Consider the following 19,775-nt stretch of genomic DNA (forward strand, 5'->3'; position numbering starts at 1 on the left):
GAAGGGGGCTCAAACGGCCCCCTTTGTTATTGTTGTGCGACTTCGTTGATCCATTTCAGATATTGCTCTCTCAGGGAAGAAACAATCTCCGGATGCTGTGCCGTCAGATTCTTCATTTCTGCTGTATCCTGTTGCAGATTCACGAGGAAAAGCTCATCAGGTCCTGTTTCGGTTTTCTTTGCACCAGAGGGATTATGCAGTAGTTTCCAGTTACCCTGTCTTACGGCCCACTGCGGATTCTCATTTGTACCTTGTGACTGCCAGAAGAATATGTCATGGGGTGAGACGGTCTTCGGAGAAGTGATCACCTGCTGAATATCTTTTCCGTCAATCTTCCGCTGAGGTAAAGCCACTTTACACAGTCCGGCGAGTGTAGGATACCAGTCTATATTCACACATAGCTGATCACGTACTTCATTTTCAGGCAAATGGCCCGTCCACCGGATAATAGCGGGTACGCGTATACCGCCTTCAAACAGACTGAATTTCGCACCTCTGTACGGACCGGTAAAACCGCCACCGCCAAAGCTTCTGTCTTCTGTAGAATGTCCCTGATCGGACTGGAATACGACAATTGTATTTTCCGCCAGTCCGAGGCGATCCAGCTGTTTCAATACCAGTCCGATTTTCTCATCCATGGTGGATACTGCGGCGGCATACATCCTGCGTGGTGCCGGCAGGTCTTTATAATATTGTCTCCATTTCTCTTGTCCCTGTAAAGGGTAGTGAGGCATATTGATGGCCCAATACAGGAAGAATGGTTTGTCAGCCCGCTTATTTTTCTCCAGAAATCCGTTTACCTCCTGTACTGTCAGGTCAGCGAAGAACTTTCCATCTTCCCAGATCTCCTGTCCGTTTCTCCACAGGTCATGTCTGTTAGGACCAGCCCAATAAAAGTAATGTGAATAGTTATCTATACAACCACCCATAAAGCCAAAGGAATAGTCAAATCCCTGTTGATTCGGCATGGTTTCCGGTGAATAACCGATATGCCATTTACCGATGTGCGCCGTCGTATAGCCGCCATCTTTAAACATTTCCGCCATTGTATACTGCGTTCCCGGCATTCCGGCATGTCCTTCTTCGCTGGGCGCATTATTATCCAGTTGCGCACGCTGCGGATATCTGCCCGTCAGCAGGGAAGCACGGGAAGGCGAGCATACGGGAGCCGCTGCATAGAATTGACTAAAACGAACCCCTTCTTTGGCGAGGCGGTCAATATTAGGGGTGTACAGATCCTTTGCACCATAACAGTTCACATCCAGAGTGCCCTGGTCATCTGTGTAAATTATAAGTACATTCGGCCTTTTCTGTTGCTGCGCAAATAGTGGAGCTGCCAGAAAGCAAGACAGCGCAACCATGGCACTTAAGCGTCTGATTCTCATCGGTAACATGATTTTTAAACTAAAAACGGAACGGACAAGATATAAAAATCGGGATAAGTTCTGTATAACTTCGGGATGGCTGGTATAAGAATATATATACTTATATTAATATATTTGCTTTAAAATAATATTTCCCTGATGGCATTCCGCGGGTTTCTTCCTTATATCGGCATTGTTGTGTGTTTTGGCATAATTTACTGGTTAACAATGATGATCCCGAACAACGTACTTTATCTAGGTTTCAAGAGTAGTCTGCTGGAAGCGGACCGGAAAACTATTTATCAGGGGTGGATCTTTACCTATGGTTTGTCTTTTACCCTTTTACTGGTGAATCTTGCGGAATTGTTGTCCTCTAAAGAAGACCGTTACTGGCTGCGGATCGGCAAATCCTTGTTGACCATCATCTTTACATATGCTGCAGGCGCCGTAGTGTTCCTGCTCATGAATACAGAAGAATATAATATGTACCTGTATGCCCGGGACATCCCTGCCGGTGTATACTGTTGTGTGGCGCTGGCAATCACCGCCGGATTACTGGTCATATTACAGCTGCTAAGTGCCCGTCTCAGGGCAAGAGCAGGCGCTGCTTTCCTCGAAGAATACTTCCCGTCCTGGCTCCGGTTTGACAGATAATGCCCGTCAGGCAATGAATGTGCAGGATTAGCAGTACCTTTGCCGTTCATTTTTATCAGTATTATGACTTTTGATGACTTAAACCTGAGCAGACCTTTACTTAATGCACTGGAAGACCTGGGCTACAAAACGCCTACGGCCATACAGCAAAAGGTGTTCTCAGTAGTGATGTCCGGGCAGGATGTATGTGGCATTGCCCAGACTGGTACGGGAAAGACTTTTGCTTATCTGTTGCCCTGTCTGCGACAGTTTAAATTCTCCAAAGAACGCTTTCCGCAATTACTTATTCTGGTACCTACCCGTGAACTGGTAGTACAGGTGGTGGACGCTGTTAAACAGCTGACACCCTATATGAGCGTGGAAATAGCCGGTTTTTACGGAGGTGTGAATATGAATCCGCAAATGGAGATCGCCTCCGGTAAACTCGATGTAGTCGTAGCGACTCCGGGCCGTCTGGTGGATATCGTGTTGAGCGGTACACTGAAACTCAAGGCTATTAAGAGGATCGTCATCGATGAGATGGATGAAATGCTGAACCTGGGTTTCCGTCCGCAGGTAGAACGTATCCTTGACCTCCTGCCTGTCAGAAGACAAAACCTCCTGTTTTCTGCTACTATCACAGAAGACGTGGAAAAGCTGATACAAACACACTTCAACGCCCCTGCGACCGTCGAAGCAGCACCCGCTGGTACTCCATTGAAGAATATCAGCCAGTCCGCTTATGATGTGCCGAACTTCTATACAAAAGTAAACCTCCTCGAACTCTTGCTGGCGAAAGACAGCACAATGAACAAGGTGCTGGTGTTTGTCGCTACCAAAGAAATGGCAAATGACCTGTATGAGCAACTGGAGACTAAGTTCCCCGAACAGGCAGGTGTGATCCATTCCAATAAAGCACAGAATCACCGTTTCAATACAGTGAATAAATTTAAAGACGGTAGCTACCGCTTTATCATCGCTACCGATATCATTGCCAGAGGTCTTGATATCGCAGAAGTGTCGCATGTAATCAGTTTTGATACACCGGAAGTACCCGAAAGTTATATGCACCGTATCGGAAGAACCGGTCGTGCTGACAAAGAAGGTAATTCCATCCTGTTCACCAAACCACAGGAAAAGGAAAACAAAGACAATATCGAGGCTCTGATGAATTATCAGATCCCTGTATTGCCTTTACCGGAAGAACTGGTGATCTCTGATGTGCTGACGGAAGACGAAAAGCCACAGGTGAAAATGAAGAACTTCCTTATCAAACTGCCCAGCAAAGATGAAGCAGGACCTGCCTTCCATGAGAAATCAGCAAAGAATAAAAAGGTGAATGTGAAGATCCGTCATGCGGATAAGATGAAGCTGAAGTATGGTAAGCCGAAAACAAGAGGTGCGAAACCAAAGAGGAAAAGATAAATTAATTACGAATTAGCATGCTATAATATAAAAGAGGCGTCTGCAATAAGCGGACGCCTCTTTTTGTATGCCATCAAAATAGTTCAGCAGATAGTTACTGTGAAAATCGTTTAGTCTTTAATTCGTGAGTCCTGACTCCTAATTGCCTCCGGCCGCAGGCCAGGTATTTTCTCCCTGTTGCATTTTATCCATCACCGCCTTATAATCAGGCTGTTCATTCTCCGGGGCCAGTACCACTGCCTTATCCATCCATTTCAGTGCTTCCTCCTTATTTCCGAGCCGGTACAACAGGTTGGCATAAGTGCTCATGGTAAATGAATTCCTTTCCATATCCACCGCTTTCTCCATCCATTTTAACGCCTGATTTAATAACGTAACGTCACCTGTGCCTTCAAACACTTTCTTTGAAATACTGGCAATTTTAGCAGGAGAGAAACTGCTGCCACCGTGTTGAAGATAGTCCGTTAAGGTATCTGTCAGTGTTTTATAGTTACGCGTTTTCTTTACGTCTGCATCCATTTCCAGCAATACGAGGAATTGCCGGCGATGTGGATCAGGAATAGAGCTGGTATCTGCATGCTTTAATGCCAGCATCGGCAATAAAGGTTTGCTACGCTCTTGCGGAACAAATGGAGCATGTATCTGCCGTAATACCTCCATTGGTACTTTTACAACTGCACGATCATATGTGATCAATCCATTTTCTTCTATTTCCACATCAAAAGGTTCGGTATAGATAGAGCCGGATTGTCCATCTGTTTCATATTGCTTCAGCTTTTTCACCATGGAGGAATACTTTTCAGTCATCTCGGAGGGCGTAATCTTTACATATCCCCAACCTGCGGCAGCATTCCATTGATGTCCTTTTACAGGTACGCCTACGCCACCCCATTCTCCCAATACGCGTGCTTTTCCCGGTACGGCAGGCGCAATGCCCGGGCCCGGATAGTCATGTATATCTGCCAGATCACTGCCCGGCCATTTATTGACCACTGTGGTGGCGCCTTCCTTATCGTAGTTCTCTCCGGTATGTCCGTTAATCAGCCGCGTAGGATCTTTCTGATGAAACCATTGCGTGAGCCGTGGCTGGTCGTAACTATACCAGCCCTCATTGAACAATACCCAGCATATAATAGAAGGATGGTTATATAACTGTTGCACATTTGCTTCATTATCTGCTTCAAATGCAGCTTTTGCGTCTGCGTCCAGACTGGCACAGGTGACCATGTCCTGCCACACCAGCATACCTAGTTTATCGGCATGATAATACCAGCGTGCGGGTTCTATTTTGATATGCTTACGGATTGTATTGAATCCCATGCTTTTAATAGCGGCGATATCAAAACGTAAGGCCTCGTCAGTCGGAGCCGTGTAGATACCATCCGGCCAGAAGCCCTGATCCAGCACGCCGAGGTTATAAGTGTATTTATTATTCAGGAAAATACGTTCTTGTCCTTTGTCATCTTTCTTTATCTCAATCTTTCGCATGCCGGAATAAGAAGTCACTTTATCTTTTACCACACCATTTTTTACCAACCGGACAGTAAGGTCATACAGAAATGGATCTTCCGGACTCCAGAGATGCGCATTACGCAAGGGTATTTTCAGTAATTGATTCACCCCTCCTTTTACCGAACCATTCATTTTTCCGTCTGCACTGGCCTCAGCCTCCACCGTAAATTTTGTATCATCGGAGGTATGTACCCTTACTGACAGATAGCCACCATCAACATCAGGAGTGATGACAAGATCCCTGATGTAGACAGCAGGCAGCGTTTCCAGCCATACCGTCTGCCAGATACCCGTTGTTGCGGTATACCGGATACCTTTGGGTGCCAGTACCTGTTTCCCATGCGGATTAGGTCCCTGATCCGTTGGATCATAGACATCTACCAACAGTTCATTATCTCCTTCTTTCAGCAGGGAGGTAATATCAAAAGAGAATGCCTGATATCCTCCGCTATGCTGACCTGCTTCCTTTCCATTGACATAGACTTTGCTTTGCCAGTCCACCGCTCCGAAATGCAGCAATACTTTCTCATCTTCTTTCAGGTTTGGTTTTTGGAAGCTGCGTTTATACCACAAGCGTTGTGTTGGTAATACCGGCTTCTTTACGCCGGATAAAGCTGATTCGACTGGAAAAGGAACCAGTATCTGTCCGTCAAAAGAAGTGGGAGTGGGCGCATCTTTTGGGGTAATGGCATATTGCCATAGACCATTCAGATTAGTCCACTGGGGACGAACCAGTTGCGGACGGGGATATTCAGGTAATACGTGATCGGGGTTGACGTCTTTTGCCCAGCGGGTCTGGATAGCCACAGGCTGCATCTGCCAGGAGGACTGGCTATGGCTGTCAGTCGCAGCAGCTACGCAGAGGGCCGACAACAAAGGGTTTTTGCAGAACGTTTCATTATAAAGTGCAGGTGGTTTAAGTCTGGCAATATAACTGTCCGTCCGGCAACACTGCCGCAGTAGAGGAGTTATATTGCCATAATAAGAAATAATCCGTGGTTGCACTAATGACAGAAAGATAACACGCGCGTTAAAATTCCTTGATATGTTCTCCGATATCGGTAATTTCAAGATTATCAGGTAATGCTGCTTCCAGTATGCTGCTGGCTGCTGCACTCCGGTAACCGCCGGCACAATGAACGGCAATGGGTTTATCAAGCGGGATCTCTTTGAGGCGTAGACGCAGCTCCGGCAGCGGGATGTGTAGGGCATGCGGGAAGATCTGCCGCTTCTTTACTTCCGGCTCATTCCGTACATCGATGATGGTAAAGTCCGCATTATGCTCACGGAAGTACACAGGATCAAAGGGCGTCTGTTGTTCGCTCCCTGTATGAAGCAGCAGTCCGGCCTTGATAAATGGTTCGTAACCAATGCGGGCAGCCCTTTCCATCGCTTCTTGTAATTGCTCCTGTGTAGCTGCCAGCAGATAGAAGGGATCTTCCGGTGGAACAATCGCGCCCAGCCATGTTTCGAATTTCCCTTCCAGCATGATGTTGAAAGAGCCGGGGAGATGGCCGGCTTTAAAACTGGCTGCCGCCCGGGTATCAATAACGATTTCGTCAGGGATGAAGGCCGGATCGGGCTTTAATACGGGAATGGCAGACAAAGATCCCTGTAAAGCAGGGGCTCCCTTCCGGTTCAAGTCCACGTCATAACCGAAGTATTGGGGTATAAAAGGCTGATCTTTCAGCAGGGTACTTATGAACTCCGCCTCTTCCATTGGCTGTAATGACCAATTGGACTGTTTTTCTTCACCGATCGTGGACTGTGCGGCTTCCCGCAGGTCTTTACCACATAGCGTACCCGCTCCATGCGCGGGATATACGACCACATCATTAGCCAGTGACATCAATTTATCACGAAGCGAATGGTACATCTGGCCGGCCAGCTCTTTTCTCAGTGCTTTCTGATTACCGGCATTTTCCCGCAGATCGGGTCTGCCGCAATCTCCGATAAATAATGTATCTCCGGTAAATACTGCATAATCCTGTCCTGCATTGTTCAGCACGATAGATATACTGTCCGGCGAATGACCCGGTGTATTGAGAACACGCAGTGTCATCGTGCCTATGTTGATGGTTTGTCCTTCGTCAAAGGTTTTATGGGTATAAGCGGCATCCGTATGTACGGAGCAGTATATGTCTGCTCCTGTCAGCGCCTGTAATTCCGCATGACTGCTGATAAAGTCCGCATGCGGATGTGTTTCTATAACGGCAACGATTTTCGCCTTTTGCGCAGCTGCATAGTCGAGGTATGGCTGTGGATCTCTGGCCGGGTCGATCAATACTATTGAGGCACTACCGGGTTCCAGTATTGCGTAAGAATAATGAGCGAGTGATTTATCTTCAAACTGTTTAACTTTCATCTGATCGTTTTTAAATGTCAATGAGGAAGACGGTCTCTGAGTACGCCATATGTATAAGTGCCTGTTAGTGCTCCTGCTATGACCAGCAGCATGACAGGAAAACCCTCGCCCAATAGTACAAATATTGGTCCGGGACAAGCCCCGGTCAGTGCCCAGCCGAGGCCAAAGATGCTGCCCCCCAGCAGATAGCGTTTCCAACCTTTGTCTTTGTCCTTAAACGTAATGGGTATACCATGACTATCTTTTATATTATAACGTTTCAATAGCCAGACCGTTGCAATACCTGTTAAAACGGCTGAACCAATGAGTCCATACATATGGAAGGAGCGGAAATGGAACATTTCCTGTATACGGTACCACGATACTGCTTCCGATTTGCTCATGACAATGCCGAATGTAATGCCTGTGATAATGAATCTGATTCCTTTCTGCATTTTAGAAGAATAATGGAAAAAATAAATGTGTCATGATAAGCCCGCCGGCAAAGAAACCGGTAACGGCAATGAGTGAAGGCCATTGTAATTCGGACAGTCCGGTGATAGCATGCCCGGAAGTACAACCGCCTGCATATCGGGAGCCAAAGCCCACCAGAAAACCACCGCCAGCCAGCATGATCCAGCCCTTTACTGACAATAGGGCCTGTATACCGAATAGCTGTTCCGGCAGCAGTTTTCCATCAAAGGATACTCCCAGTGTCTGCAGGTCCTGAATTGCCTTGCCGGAGAGTTGTAATGAACCGGGAGCCTTCAGCCATTGTTGGCTGATAAACCCTCCGATAATAGCTCCCAGCAGGAAAAGCAGGTTCCAGTACTGTTTTTTGTAATCGAATTGAAAAAAGAGACCTTTCTACCAGCACCGGCGATGCTGCACATTGTACGTAGATTGGATGAAAATCCGAAAGTCTTCCCGGAATATAGCAGCGCCAGCATGACGGCTGTAATAGCAGGACCTGCAATGTACCACGGCCACGGCTGACTAAGATATCTGAGCATTGTCATAGGTGATGTTTATGACACAAAGCTCGTATGGCGAAGGGAGTAGTTTGGTGACTCAGGTCACACAGGCAGCATTTCGATATAATTTCTATGCAGCTTTAAGCGGTTTTGCTGCTCCATTTTCTTTAATAAGCGGGAAATGACCTCCCGGGATGAATGCAGGTCATTGGCAATCTCCTGATGTGTGATATAAAGCTGCTGCGTTTGTAAAACTTTTTGTTGGTTATCAAGATATACGATCAGTCGTTCGTCCATCCCTTTGAACATTATCTGATCAACAATACTCAGCAGTTCTTCAAAACGGCTGCGGTAAGTTTCTACCACAAAGCTGTACCAGCTTTTAAACTCCTGCATCAGTTGTTCCATCATGGCAAGGGGCACCATTAATACAATACTGTCTTCCACCGCTTTAGCCATAATCTCGCTGGTCTGATGTGGCCTGCTTGCACAGACCATAGAGAGTGCACAGGCATTACCCGGCAGCAGGTAATACATGAAAAACTCATTTCCTTCTTCGCCCTCCCGGTATAATTTCAGTCTGCCCTCCACGACCAGCATGGTAGCACGGAAATACTGGCCGGTCTGGATCAGTCTTTCACCTGCTTTTACCTCTTTTATAACGGCGTTAACGGCAATCTGCTCTTTTAGCTCTGCTTCAAACTGTGGGAAATAGGTATCAAGATAGGTCCTTGCATCCATGGCTGATCGTTTATTGGAGGCAAGGTAAAGATTCATTTTTTAAGATGGCGCTTAGGAAGATTTTATATTATTTTGTGATATAAACCATTATAAGTGCGAACCCTCCTTTTAGCGTTTTTTATAGCATTAACCGGCTGTCATGCCGTAACTCCTGACAGACTCACAAAGGACACTGTTATTACACCGGAGCCGTCCGGAGAAAGTGAAGTACAAAGGATGTATGAAGAGGATAGCGGTTATAGAGATACTGTTATCAACCAGCTGGTTCACGAAGCACTTACTTACGCAGCCGCTCATGCAAAAGAAGGGCAGTTTACACATGAGTTATTTACACCGGTAAAAGATGGAGGTACATTGCAGACTTCCCTGTCGTACGGACAACTGTTTGATCCCGGAAGGACGCATCTCTATATTAAAAGTGCAACGGGTAGTGCCGGGTTTGACGTCCTCGGACAGGTATACCTGTTTGAACAAAATACATTCAGGTTAGTAGCAAGCGATACGATCTGGAAGGGTAATTTTGTAGGGGATAGTATTGGTGATGTGAATGGAGATAAGCTGAAAGATTATATGCTGATCACGTATGCTTCTTCCGGTTGCTGTCTGCGTAATGATTATACTGTTTACAGATATAATGCTGTTACAGGTGGTTTTGGCGAAGCCCGCCATTTCATTAATCCGGACTTTTTTCCGGCAGAAAAAGTGATCCGCGGAGTCGAGTATGGTCATCCGGGAGAAGTGCCATTGTATAAGCTCAGATGGAAAGATACAATTGTGGAGCCTGTAGAATATATTTACCGTGATCCGGAGAACAAAAGCCAGTTTATCCGTACAAAAGTAGCAACCTATCCACCGGATAGAAAAACGGGAGAGATACTGAAAAAAGTACCAGCTGAATATCTCCATATTGAAGGGTATGAGTGGTTTATGCTGGACCCCTGAGTTATATCATTAAAAACAGCACCCATTACCCGATGAATACCATTATCACAACTGTTTTTTTTTGTTACCGTTGTTGCACGTTTTATTAGTCTGGCTATCCCGGGTTCAAATGAGCGTAAACTCAAAAAAACGATCGCCGCTTCGCTCTTTTCTTCCATGCATGGATAACATTGGTAGCAAAGGAAGAAGAAAAAGTGATGAAGTCACAATTTACAGATTACTAAAATGAGATGGCTTTAAGGATCACTTAAAGCCTTTTTATATTCATCTTTACTGAAATGATAATTGTCATAGTCGCCTGTCGGGTATTTAGTAGCTTTGAGGCGTAAATTGGATTTACATGAATGATTTCATAGCTGCCAGGTCGCAGATGGCACTGTCTTTAGGCTTTCATATCGTATTCTCCTGTATTGGTATGGTGATGCCTTTTTTTATGGCTGTAGCGCACTTTTACTGGCTGAGAACAAATGATATTGTATACAGGAATATTACCAAAGCATGGAGTAAGGGAGTGGCTATCTTCTTTGCTACCGGTGCTGTGTCAGGAACCGTATTGTCTTTTGAACTGGGCTTGTTGTGGCCGGAGTTTATGAAACATGCAGGACCGATCTTCGGGATGCCTTTTTCATTGGAAGGAACGGCCTTTTTCATAGAGGCGATTGCGTTGGGTTTCTTCCTGTATGGATGGGGTAGGTTTAACCGCTGGTTTCACTGGTTCACCGGTGTGGTGGTGGGTGTCAGCGGACTGGTATCAGGTATACTGGTCGTTGCTGCGAATGCGTGGATGAACAGTCCTGCAGGGTTTGATTATGTCAATGGACAATATCTGAACATTGATCCGATCAAAGCGATGTTTAACGATGCGTGGTTCTCTCAGGCACTTCATATGTGTATAGCTGCGTTTGCGGCGACGGGATTTGCGGTAGCAGGTATACATGCATTAATGATACTGAAGAAAAAAACATCCGTTTTCATACACAGTCTTTCCGGATTGCAGCTGTATTTGCCTGTATAGCGGCATTACTGCAACCTTTGAGTGGAGATATTTCTGCGAAAGATGTTGCGAAGAGACAACCAGCCAAGCTGGCTGCCATGGAAGCACATTTTCATACCGAAGCAGCTGCACCATTGATACTGGGTGGTGTGCCTGATGAAGAAGCGAAAGAAGTAAAATATGCGATTAAGTTACCGGGAATGCTCAGCTTCATGGTACATAGCAATTTTGAAACACCTGTGAACGGGCTGGATAAAATACCTGAACAGGACCATCCACCAGTAGCCATCACACACTACGCTTTTCAGGTGATGGTGGGATTGGGGATGCTGCTATTATTGATCTCCGTCTGTTATTTTATTGCTATCTGGAAGAAGAGACACTGGATGCAGCAGAACTGGTTTCTACGTGCTTTCGTACTGGCAACACCAATGGGATTTATTGCCGTGGAAGCCGGATGGACAGTGACTGAAGTCGGACGTCAACCATGGATCATAAACGGCGTTATGCGTACCGTAGATGCAGTCACACCAATGCCGGGTATTGCCTATTCCTTTTACATCTTTACAGCAGTTTATATATCCCTTTCCCTGATTGTAACATTCCTGTTGTACAGACAGATCAGGATGGTGGGTAAATTATATGATGTTTCTCCGTCAGCTTAAAAATTCAGTATCATGATCTATGTAGTGATTGCATATCTATGGGCAGCTATTCTGCTGTATATCTTATTAGGCGGTGCTGACTTTGGTGCGGGTATCATCGAGATGTTCACTTCTGCAAAGAATAAACAATATACACGTACCACTATGTATCAGGCAATTGGTCCGGTATGGGAGGCTAATCATATGTGGCTGATCATTGCCATAGTGGTATTGTTTGTGGGTTTCCCGCAGATTTATACAACGGTGTCCACTCATCTGCATATCCCGCTGGTGATTATGTTGTTTGGTATTATCGCCCGGGGAACAGCCTTTACTTTCAGGAACTATGATGCAGTAGTAGATAATATGCAGAAGGTCTATAACAAGATCTTTGTGTATTCCAGTTTTGTAACACCGTTCTTTCTGGGGGTGATTGCTGCAAGCGCCGTATCTGGCAGAATAGATACGAATGCGGGCGATTTCCTTTCGGCTTATGTATTTAGTTGGCTGAACTGGTTTTCTGTAACTGTGGGCTTCTTTACGGTGGCTATTTGCGGTTATCTGGCTGCGATCTTTATCATTGGGGAGACAAGAGATGAAGCCAGTAAGGTACGTTTTGTCCGCAAGGCAAAACAGATGAATGTAGCGGCAGTTGTTTTCGGTGGATTGGTCTTCACAGCTGCTAAAGCGGAGGGTATCCCGCTGGACAAATGGCTGTTTGATAATGTAGTGGGTATCATGTCTCTGACGGCCGCTGTATTATCACTGATATTGCTTTGGTACCTGTTACTGAAGAAAGGAAAAGTATATATTATCAGGGTATTGGCTGGTTTTCAGGTGACGATGATCCTGCTGGCCATTACTTTAAGACACTATCCTAATATTGTTATTCTGAAAGGAGGGAAGTACCTTTCTTTGATGGAACATGCAGGGCAGGAGCGAACCATTTATTCACTGGCGATGGCATTGCTTTTAGGGAGTATTTTTATCCTGCCGGCTTTGTTTTATCTGATCTATAGTTTTCAGAAGAACAAAGGACAGTGGGATCATTAATGAGGAAGAACAATGGGAATTAAATAAAAGAAGGGCTTACGTAGTGTAAGCCCTTTTTCGTTATACCTTCTTTTACTGTTACCAGTATACTTACTGGTTTTCGATCTCAAATTTAACCGTACCAATAAAACTGAATGGCAACTGCCGTTGGGGCATGTTGGCCAGGGTAAATATATGTTCGTTAATGGCACCATACCCGTCCTGTTTACCATACAGGAAGATAATGGTGTTGTGGTGATATAATATGTCATGGTTAATCAGAGGAGTAAGATCATCTTTGAAATATTCACTAAAAGATACTCCATTAATAATCTCTTCAGGTTTCATCGCGTTGGTAAAAGATGCATGTTCCAGGAAGTCGCTGTCGAAGTGCTTCAGGCCAACAGCATCGCCAAATTCTGACAGGCTGTTGCCATCTTCATCGTACTTCACTTCAAGGTAATTCCGCAGTTCTTTTTCATGGTTAAAATTTGCCAGCCAAACCGCAACAACATACTGTGCTTTCGTCATCATATAAAGTTGTTTTGCTGAATAAAAAGGCATGTAAAACGTTGTGTTTTATATGCCCGTTATATACTGTAGTGCTTGCAAAAACGGTTCCAGATGTATTACTGATTGATTATTATTGACTTATGATGCGGTCTGTGGTGTTGGAAATGATAGAAAACGATAGTTGCTACAGACAAGTTTTAAATATTCGTTGATACAACTGATCGGGACTATGAAAGATGGACAGGGAATTATTACCCGATATAAACAGATAGTAAATGCCCGTCAGTTCTGAGATACATGCAGATTAATTATGTATTATATATTTTGTTATATATTCTTCTCCGTTAGAAGGACCAACTATTTTTAATACCCTCGTCCACGTTATAAAATTACTTTTTCTCATATGTTCGGCTTCGTTATAGACCGACCTGTCTGTTCTGTCCGCTGGAAAGATTATTTTATAAATAATTAACACATTAGTGAAAATTATGTATATTTATTTTGTATATTAGATATTGATATTCCGGTATTTGGAGCGAAAAAAAACTTTTATTACACACATAATATTTTAACTTCGCTCCCGTTTTGGAGAAAGTACTTTTGCAGTTTTTTGAAAACTTTTAAAAAAAAGGGGGTATTGTTATCAATTAAAAAGCATTGCAGAGAGAAAATGCTAATATTTAGAGAAAAACTTTTGGCCAAACAACATTAAGGGGAAATTTAATATTTAAAACCATATCATTATAGCCGCTTGCAGGGGAAAAAAATGATGCAAGAATTGCGGCTTGCCTGAACCATAACATTTATAGAAGAACCATGAAAATTAGACATGACTACCGCCGGCATGCGCTTATTGCCGCTGCTACACTCCTTTCGTTTATTGTGGGATGTAAGAAAGAGACAGACGAAAGCATTGACAAGACTATCGAAAATTCTGAAACAAGTGTCACCGCTGCTACAGGCAGGACATTTACACTGGGACCGGACGCAAACGGACGACTGGTTATAGACAACAAGAGTGGTACTTACAAAGCAGGAGACATTATCAATCTGAAAGGAAACTTCAAAGCGGTTTTCATTTCTAACATGAGCGGTACAGCAGCTGCTCCTATCAAAATCCAGAACGCTTCCGGTACAGTTGCTACCATCGGTGATCCTTCCTGGACTGGATCTAGTGGATATCCTGGCGCATTCTCATTTGACAATTGCCACTATATCAAACTAGGTAGCCCTAATGGCAAGAACTATATGGTTATCAACGGTGCTACCACTTCAGTAAGAGAAGCTTACTTCAACATTCACCTCGGTAAACATACCGACAACTTCGAGATCTACAACCTGAGTATGAACAACGGTGGTACCGGTATCGTCGCTAAAACTGAACCTGTAAAGGGAGATGCTTCTACCGCATATCCGAACTCTACAATGTACAATCTGTCTATCCACGGTATCTCTATCAATAATACCAGGAATGAGGCAATGTACATCGGTCATACAGCTACTTACTGGGATCTGACTGCAGGTGTACCTTATTATGGTACTACTTCAGGTATGACTGCAGGTCACCAGTATGTTGAGCCTATCAAATGGTACAACGTGCTGATCTACGGTAACACCGTATCTAACAGCGGTCTGGATGGTATTCAGACAGCAGCTATCGACAAACTGGAAGTACATTCCAACGTTGTTACCAACTGGGCTACACAGCACAACACTGCACACAATGGTGGTATCCTGATTGGTGGTCGTACGACTAACACCAATACACACGATAACATCGTTCGTAGTGGCTGGGGTGAACTGTATCAGTTCTACGGTTCAGGTACTGCACACGTTGTTAAAAACAACCTGTTTGCTGATAACGAAAGCGATGGTGTGAGCATGAGAGGTGCAGGTGGTGCAGCAGTGCAGTTTGTGAATAACACAGTAGCAAACGTAAAAGGTAACACCCTCCGTATCAACGGCTACAGCGGTCAGACCGGCAAGAACATCGTTAACAACAACGTATTCATTGCTCCGTTGAAAGGTGTGGGTACCATCTATCCTAAATATTACATTTATCTGGAAAATGGTGCAGTTGTAACTGAAGGTACCGGTACGCTGGCTAACTTCAAATTCGCTACAATTGCAGCTTCTGGCGTATCTGCTACAAACTACTATCAGGTGACCAATACAACACTGACCGGCGGCTTGAAAGTTGGTTATGTGAACTTACCTGGAAAAATGTAAATCGACTAGAATTAAAAATGAAAGAAGAAGCCTTGTCCCGGCGTATGTCAGGACAAGGCTTCCTCTTTTATTTTGAATCCTTCATCTATAAATTATCCACCTGTGCTTCGATCACCTGTTGCACATTGGCGGGTAAACCCGACAACAGATCATATCCTGTTGCAGATTCAATTGCATCTACAGTGGTCCGGTAACTCTTCCAGTCACTGCTGATACTATTAACATTAGGTGTATTAACCGCAATTACGCGGGTAGAAGTACTGATACGACTGAGGTCATTGTTACCATCAGGGATCACTACAATTACTTTCCAGACATTAGATGGTACAGTCACATGGCCATTATCGATCGTTGAAGTCGTGCCCCCGTTACTTCCTGTACCTCCTGTATCATAGTTTCCCATTATTATATACACCTCATTACCGGCGCTCACCAGCGAACGGATATATATTTCCAGATTGTTCCAGGTTTGCTGATTGTTCTGTGGCGCCTGCGGAATCATATTGGTCATCAGGAATGTAGATGAATTAGCTGTCACCGATGAAGTCCTGTCACCTGAGGGACAGTTATGCCCCCTGTCAAAGCCACTGCCGGAATAACTACCAGAGCCTACCTGATACCAGCCGGTAGGTAAAGACGTGTTAGGACGGAAGTCGTCCTGACGGGAAGTACTGCCAATATCACCGCTGTTCAGGTGCCAGCTTACCCAGTTTGGTGTGCTCCTCGCGTTATTGTAAGAAAAGCTGTAATAAGTCTGATCCACCAGATAATTGGTCGGGAAAGCAATACTTGTCGCTGCTCCGCTTGGGTTACCCAGTAATAAATGACTGTTGTCGCCAGCGCCGGTACCGCCACCAGTAGTGTTGATGACAATGTTATCAATGTTGATACGGTTGCTGCCACCGGATACTTTTCGTATAGACAGACGAACATTGCCGGTCACATTTACGTTGAAAGTTACCGTTTGCAGACTTGTAGACGAGCTGGTAACAGTGCTGCCTGTCTGGGTGTAGCTGCTGCCATTGTTCGTAGAGATCCAGAGTTGCCAGGTACTGCTGCCATCAGAACCGAATACCGCATGTGCGATGCTCACTGTATTGGCGCCCGTGGCATTGAAGTTCATCGTAATGGATCCGGTATTACGGATGCGTGCAGAGGCAACGCCTGTTTTGGCATCTGTAGACAGATTGCCAATCAGTGCGTCATCGAAATACCAGCTGCCACTACCAAGCGTTACATTAGCGGCTGCATAAGCTCCTTTGGTTCCTGATTCGAAATTTTCTGAAAGCGTGACTGCTTCGACAGTTGCTTCCCGGGTATCAGTAGCGGATGGCGTTGGAAGTGTTGGAATGTCATCCTTTGTACAGGAAGCAATGAATACGGAGATGGCTGCTATCCAGAGCAGCCGGCGAGTGAGGGTTCTCATATTAATGTGGGTTTAATCTGCTTAAAGGTATGTATTCATCCCTGAAGGCGGAGGCACATCAGTATTAGTTTGCAGTAAAATAATATTAGTTAAAGGAATGCTAAAACCGTTTATCTGCCTGAGTCCGCAAATTTTCTGCTTCACCCCTAAAAAAAATCTGCCTCACCCGAAAAGACCTGTGGCAACTTATATAATCTGCGTATATATGTAATGAAAATCTTAAAATATGAAATGGTTACTTTTTTCTGCCAGTCTCATCTTCACACTTTGTACCAGAGAATCTGGTCCGGTATCTGTCGGTGAACAATATAATTTCACTAAAGTAGATACTTACGTAGACGCACATCTGAAAGAATATAGTAACTCTGTTGCGATACTCGTATCCAAAGACAACGCAGTTATTTATAAGAAAGAAGTAAACCTTGATATTACGCAGCAACGTATCATTGCTTCTGCTTCCAAATGGTTGTCTGCCGCCGTGATCATGTCTTTGGCAGATGAAAAGAAGCTCTCACTGAATGATACTGTTGGTAAGTTCCTGCCTTTATTCACGGCACATGGTAAGGGGAATATCACTATCAGACAATTGTTTTCACATACCTCCGGATTCCCGGGTGATTCTCCTCAGCGTTATGAATATAATAAAGACCTGACTCTGGCAGCTGCTGTTGATTCTATGGCATGTTATACAGACATGATACATAAGCCCGGAACAGCGTTTAACTATGGTGGCGTAAGTATGCATATTGCCGGCAGGATAGCAGAAGTAGTAAGCGGGAAACGCTGGCAGACATTATTCAACGAACGTATTGCAGATCCCTGTGAAATGGAGGCTAATTACATACTCGTAAGACCTGCAAATCCCCTTATTGCAGGAGGTGTACGCACCAGTGCGCGGGATTATCTGAATTTTCTGGAAATGTTGCTCAACAAAGGGATGTTTCACCAGCATCGCGTATTGAGTGAAACCGCCGTCAGCGAATTGCTGCGTGACCAGACTGCGGGTGCTGTCATTGAAAACACACCTTACCCGCTTAATCCTTATACGCCTTACAAAACAGGAGAGGTGCGTTATGGTATGGGTAACTGGAGAGATGTTGTCAATGCAGATGGGGTGGCAGAAGAAAACAGCAGCCCCGGTGCCTTTGGTGCTCATCCATGGATAGATGTAAAGCATCATGTTGCCGGTATTATCTTTACCCGTACAACACCTAAGATCAGCAATACATCCAGTCTGAAGATCCGAGAAATGATCAGGCATATATTAGATGGGAAGCCTGTATAAAAAAAAGGGGGCCGTCCGCCGAAGGTGGACAGCCCGTTTGCTATTACATTACAACAGTATTAAGGTTCAATGGTAATTTCGGTACCTGCATTCCAGTGCTTAAATTCCGGTGTATAATACAGATAGGTGGTGCTTGCCTTTCCTTTGTATTTACCGGCTATTTCAGCCTTCAGGTCGAAGTTTACCTTTTTAGTTTCTTGTGGTGCAAATCCCATCCAGTACAATACCAGATAGTTGTCAAATATCTCGTAGTAAGCGATCTGTCCCTGCTCCATCATTTCCTTCAACTGCCATGGCTGTACTGTCAGCCCCGCAGGGATACCTACTTTCACGATACTCATCGGCTGAAGAATATTTTTGGTATTAGTCACAGCTACCTGCATTCTGACAGTTTCTCCTACTTTGGTTTGTCCTGTTGATAGCTCAGTAGCCAGTTTCAATTCTGCCTGTGCATCATTAGGGGGTAATGAGGTGAAATAAGCCAGTTCCAGCTGATACGGTGCATTGGATTTCTCATGCTTGTATTTAATAGAGAAAGTATTTGCGCCTTCAACAATGTTATTGATGTCAGATGTTGCACTGGTACCGGCGTAAATGGTTTTGTTATTCACTTTTATCTCCATCTGTGAGCCCGCAATCTGATCACCTATCATTTGCTGATAAGTACATATTGCTTCTAAGGCAAGTACTGTACCTTGTGTAGATCCATAACCATAAGAGCACCTTTGCTTCATAATATCGGCGATGAGGTTAGAGATCTCAGCTATTTCAGGTGTTTTCTCTCTCATGAGTGCTAAAGCGTACAACGCCATCGTTTCTATACGCAAAGAGCTGCTTCTGGAATTGACAACACTTGTTTCAGCATTTAATTTCGCTTTTTTGGCCGCCGTCAGGAGTTGATTGAAATCATCTGTGCGACCCATATTGCTGGCCGCCAGTGCCATCAGTGATATTGATAGGCGTCGTTGTTGGCAAGCACTTTTTTAACAGCTGTTTCGTATTCCAGTGTAATCTCATTTTGATACCGGAAGCCGTTAATGCGTATACAATGTAGAAGTTGGCTATATTGTCCGGTACTGATGCAAATGCATCATAACCTTGTTTAGAATAGTAAAGGAACCCTTACCATCCCTGCGGCTTAACAGGAATTGCCGCGTACGATCCAGCATAGCTTTATCCACTTTTATGAATTCATTCATGGCCGTGAATCCAATAAACCATAAGCAGTTAATGCTTCGTGTGGCGGCGTTTTACCAAACCATTCAATCCATGTTCCGCTGTTTCAAACCCTATCAGCCTTTTATAACCTGCGATAAGATAGTCCATTGCTTTCTGTTCTGCAGCGGTATGTCTTTTAGCTGAAGAACGGAGTAATTTGAGAATATAGATATTGGATAAGTAGTAGATGAGGTCTGTTCAAAACAACCATGTGGTTCTCTTAACATAGCTTCCACATCACTGATCAGGCGATCCTCGATTTTGGTAAATATCTTCAGATCAGTAACCAATGTTCCTTCCAGCATATGATGAATGGTAAAATTGGTTTCTTTTGATCGGTTGCCCGATATCGTAGTGATCACAGGGAATCCTTTACTATTGGCACTTATCGGCAGATATATATTTTCCTTGTGGTCGCCGGCAGTCACTTTACAAGAAAAGGAACCGCTGGTCGCTGTACGTGCTCTGAGGGTAACAAGTACCTGTACAGCACTATCAG

General features: G+C 44.6%; 16 protein-coding genes and 1 pseudogene. 7 read left to right on the forward strand and 10 right to left on the reverse strand.

The features are described 5' to 3' along the window. Positions 1–26 precede the first annotated feature (26 nt). Positions 27–1,385, reverse strand: coding sequence for a sulfatase (locus FEF09_RS19900; protein ID WP_146306726.1), 1,359 nt, complete (start codon positions 1,383–1,385; stop codon positions 27–29). A gap of 207 nt (positions 1,386–1,592) precedes the next feature. Here FEF09_RS19900 and FEF09_RS19905 point away from each other — a divergent pair, with 207 nt between their 5' ends. Together FEF09_RS19905 and FEF09_RS19910 are read left to right on the forward strand one after the other, a co-directional pair. Continuing rightward, entirely contained in the window at positions 1,593–2,018 is a 426-nt protein-coding gene (locus tag FEF09_RS19905) for a hypothetical protein (RefSeq protein ID WP_146306727.1), read from the forward strand. Positions 2,019–2,081: 63 nt separating this feature from the next. Then, positions 2,082–3,422, forward strand: a complete 1,341-nt coding sequence (locus FEF09_RS19910; RefSeq protein ID WP_146306728.1) for a DEAD/DEAH box helicase — start codon at positions 2,082–2,084, stop codon at positions 3,420–3,422. Between the two features lie 138 nt (positions 3,423–3,560). Here the strand turns inward: FEF09_RS19910 and FEF09_RS19915 are convergent, their stop codons facing one another. The 5 genes from FEF09_RS19915 to FEF09_RS19935 all read right to left on the reverse strand — a co-directional run bounded on the left by FEF09_RS19915 (position 3,561) and on the right by FEF09_RS19935 (position 8,993). Continuing rightward, the gene (locus tag FEF09_RS19915; protein WP_261387617.1) at positions 3,561–5,807 is read right to left on the reverse strand and encodes a sugar-binding domain-containing protein; all 2,247 of its coding nucleotides are present in this window, start codon (positions 5,805–5,807) and stop codon (positions 3,561–3,563) included. Positions 5,808–5,964: 157 nt separating this feature from the next. Then, positions 5,965–7,299, reverse strand: a complete 1,335-nt coding sequence (locus FEF09_RS19920) for an MBL fold metallo-hydrolase (protein ID WP_146306729.1) — start codon at positions 7,297–7,299, stop codon at positions 5,965–5,967. A 17-nt stretch (positions 7,300–7,316) separates the two neighbouring features. Then, positions 7,317–7,733 carry a DUF6691 family protein gene (locus FEF09_RS19925; protein ID WP_146306730.1) on the reverse strand — a complete coding sequence of 139 codons (417 nt, stop codon included), beginning with the start codon at positions 7,731–7,733 and terminating at the stop codon, positions 7,317–7,319. A 1-nt stretch (position 7,734) separates the two neighbouring features. Next, complete coding sequence (locus tag FEF09_RS33310) at positions 7,735–7,932, reverse strand: YeeE/YedE family protein (RefSeq protein WP_261387618.1); 198 nt, start codon at positions 7,930–7,932, stop codon at positions 7,735–7,737. A gap of 422 nt (positions 7,933–8,354) precedes the next feature. After that, positions 8,355–8,993, reverse strand: coding sequence for a Crp/Fnr family transcriptional regulator (locus FEF09_RS19935; protein ID WP_146306742.1), 639 nt, complete (start codon positions 8,991–8,993; stop codon positions 8,355–8,357). A gap of 93 nt (positions 8,994–9,086) precedes the next feature. On the opposite strand from FEF09_RS19935, the gene FEF09_RS19940 reads away from it, so the two are divergent. From FEF09_RS19940 to FEF09_RS19950, 3 genes and pseudogenes are all read left to right on the forward strand, one after another. Beyond that, positions 9,087–9,935 carry a hypothetical protein gene (locus tag FEF09_RS19940; protein WP_146306731.1) on the forward strand — a complete coding sequence of 283 codons (849 nt, stop codon included), beginning with the start codon at positions 9,087–9,089 and terminating at the stop codon, positions 9,933–9,935. Between the two features lie 415 nt (positions 9,936–10,350). Continuing rightward, positions 10,351–11,594: pseudogene (locus FEF09_RS19945) on the forward strand (cytochrome ubiquinol oxidase subunit I). Positions 11,595–11,606: 12 nt separating this feature from the next. Then, positions 11,607–12,626 carry a cytochrome d ubiquinol oxidase subunit II gene (locus FEF09_RS19950; RefSeq protein WP_146306732.1) on the forward strand — a complete coding sequence of 340 codons (1,020 nt, stop codon included), beginning with the start codon at positions 11,607–11,609 and terminating at the stop codon, positions 12,624–12,626. 90 nt (positions 12,627–12,716) lie between these two features. Here FEF09_RS19950 and FEF09_RS19955 read toward each other — a convergent pair whose 3' ends face one another. Then, entirely contained in the window at positions 12,717–13,139 is a 423-nt protein-coding gene (locus FEF09_RS19955; protein WP_186774422.1) for an immunity 22 family protein, read from the reverse strand. A 795-nt stretch (positions 13,140–13,934) separates the two neighbouring features. On the opposite strand from FEF09_RS19955, the gene FEF09_RS19960 reads away from it, so the two are divergent. Continuing rightward, positions 13,935–15,347 (forward strand): right-handed parallel beta-helix repeat-containing protein, encoded by a 1,413-nt coding sequence (locus FEF09_RS19960; protein WP_146306734.1) that lies wholly within the window; start codon positions 13,935–13,937, stop codon positions 15,345–15,347. 85 nt (positions 15,348–15,432) lie between these two features. Here the strand turns inward: FEF09_RS19960 and FEF09_RS19965 are convergent, their stop codons facing one another. Then, a complete protein-coding gene (locus tag FEF09_RS19965; RefSeq protein ID WP_146306735.1) occupies positions 15,433–16,773 on the reverse strand; it encodes a DNA/RNA non-specific endonuclease in 1,341 nt (446 codons plus the stop codon). A gap of 226 nt (positions 16,774–16,999) precedes the next feature. Between FEF09_RS19965 and FEF09_RS19970 the strand changes: the two genes are divergently transcribed. Then, positions 17,000–18,058 carry a serine hydrolase domain-containing protein gene (locus tag FEF09_RS19970; RefSeq protein WP_146306736.1) on the forward strand — a complete coding sequence of 353 codons (1,059 nt, stop codon included), beginning with the start codon at positions 17,000–17,002 and terminating at the stop codon, positions 18,056–18,058. 59 nt (positions 18,059–18,117) lie between these two features. On the opposite strand, the gene FEF09_RS19975 is transcribed toward FEF09_RS19970, so the two are convergent. Together FEF09_RS19975 and FEF09_RS33315 are read right to left on the reverse strand one after the other, a co-directional pair. Then, positions 18,118–19,002 carry a hypothetical protein gene (locus FEF09_RS19975; RefSeq protein WP_146306737.1) on the reverse strand — a complete coding sequence of 295 codons (885 nt, stop codon included), beginning with the start codon at positions 19,000–19,002 and terminating at the stop codon, positions 18,118–18,120. A gap of 348 nt (positions 19,003–19,350) precedes the next feature. Then, positions 19,351–19,775, reverse strand: a 425-nt coding sequence (locus tag FEF09_RS33315; RefSeq protein ID WP_146306738.1) for a hypothetical protein, incomplete at its 5' end; no start/stop codon positions are given.

Source organism: Chitinophaga pinensis (assembly GCF_007896845.1).
Classification (GTDB): Bacteria; Bacteroidota; Bacteroidia; order Chitinophagales; family Chitinophagaceae; genus Chitinophaga; species Chitinophaga pinensis_C.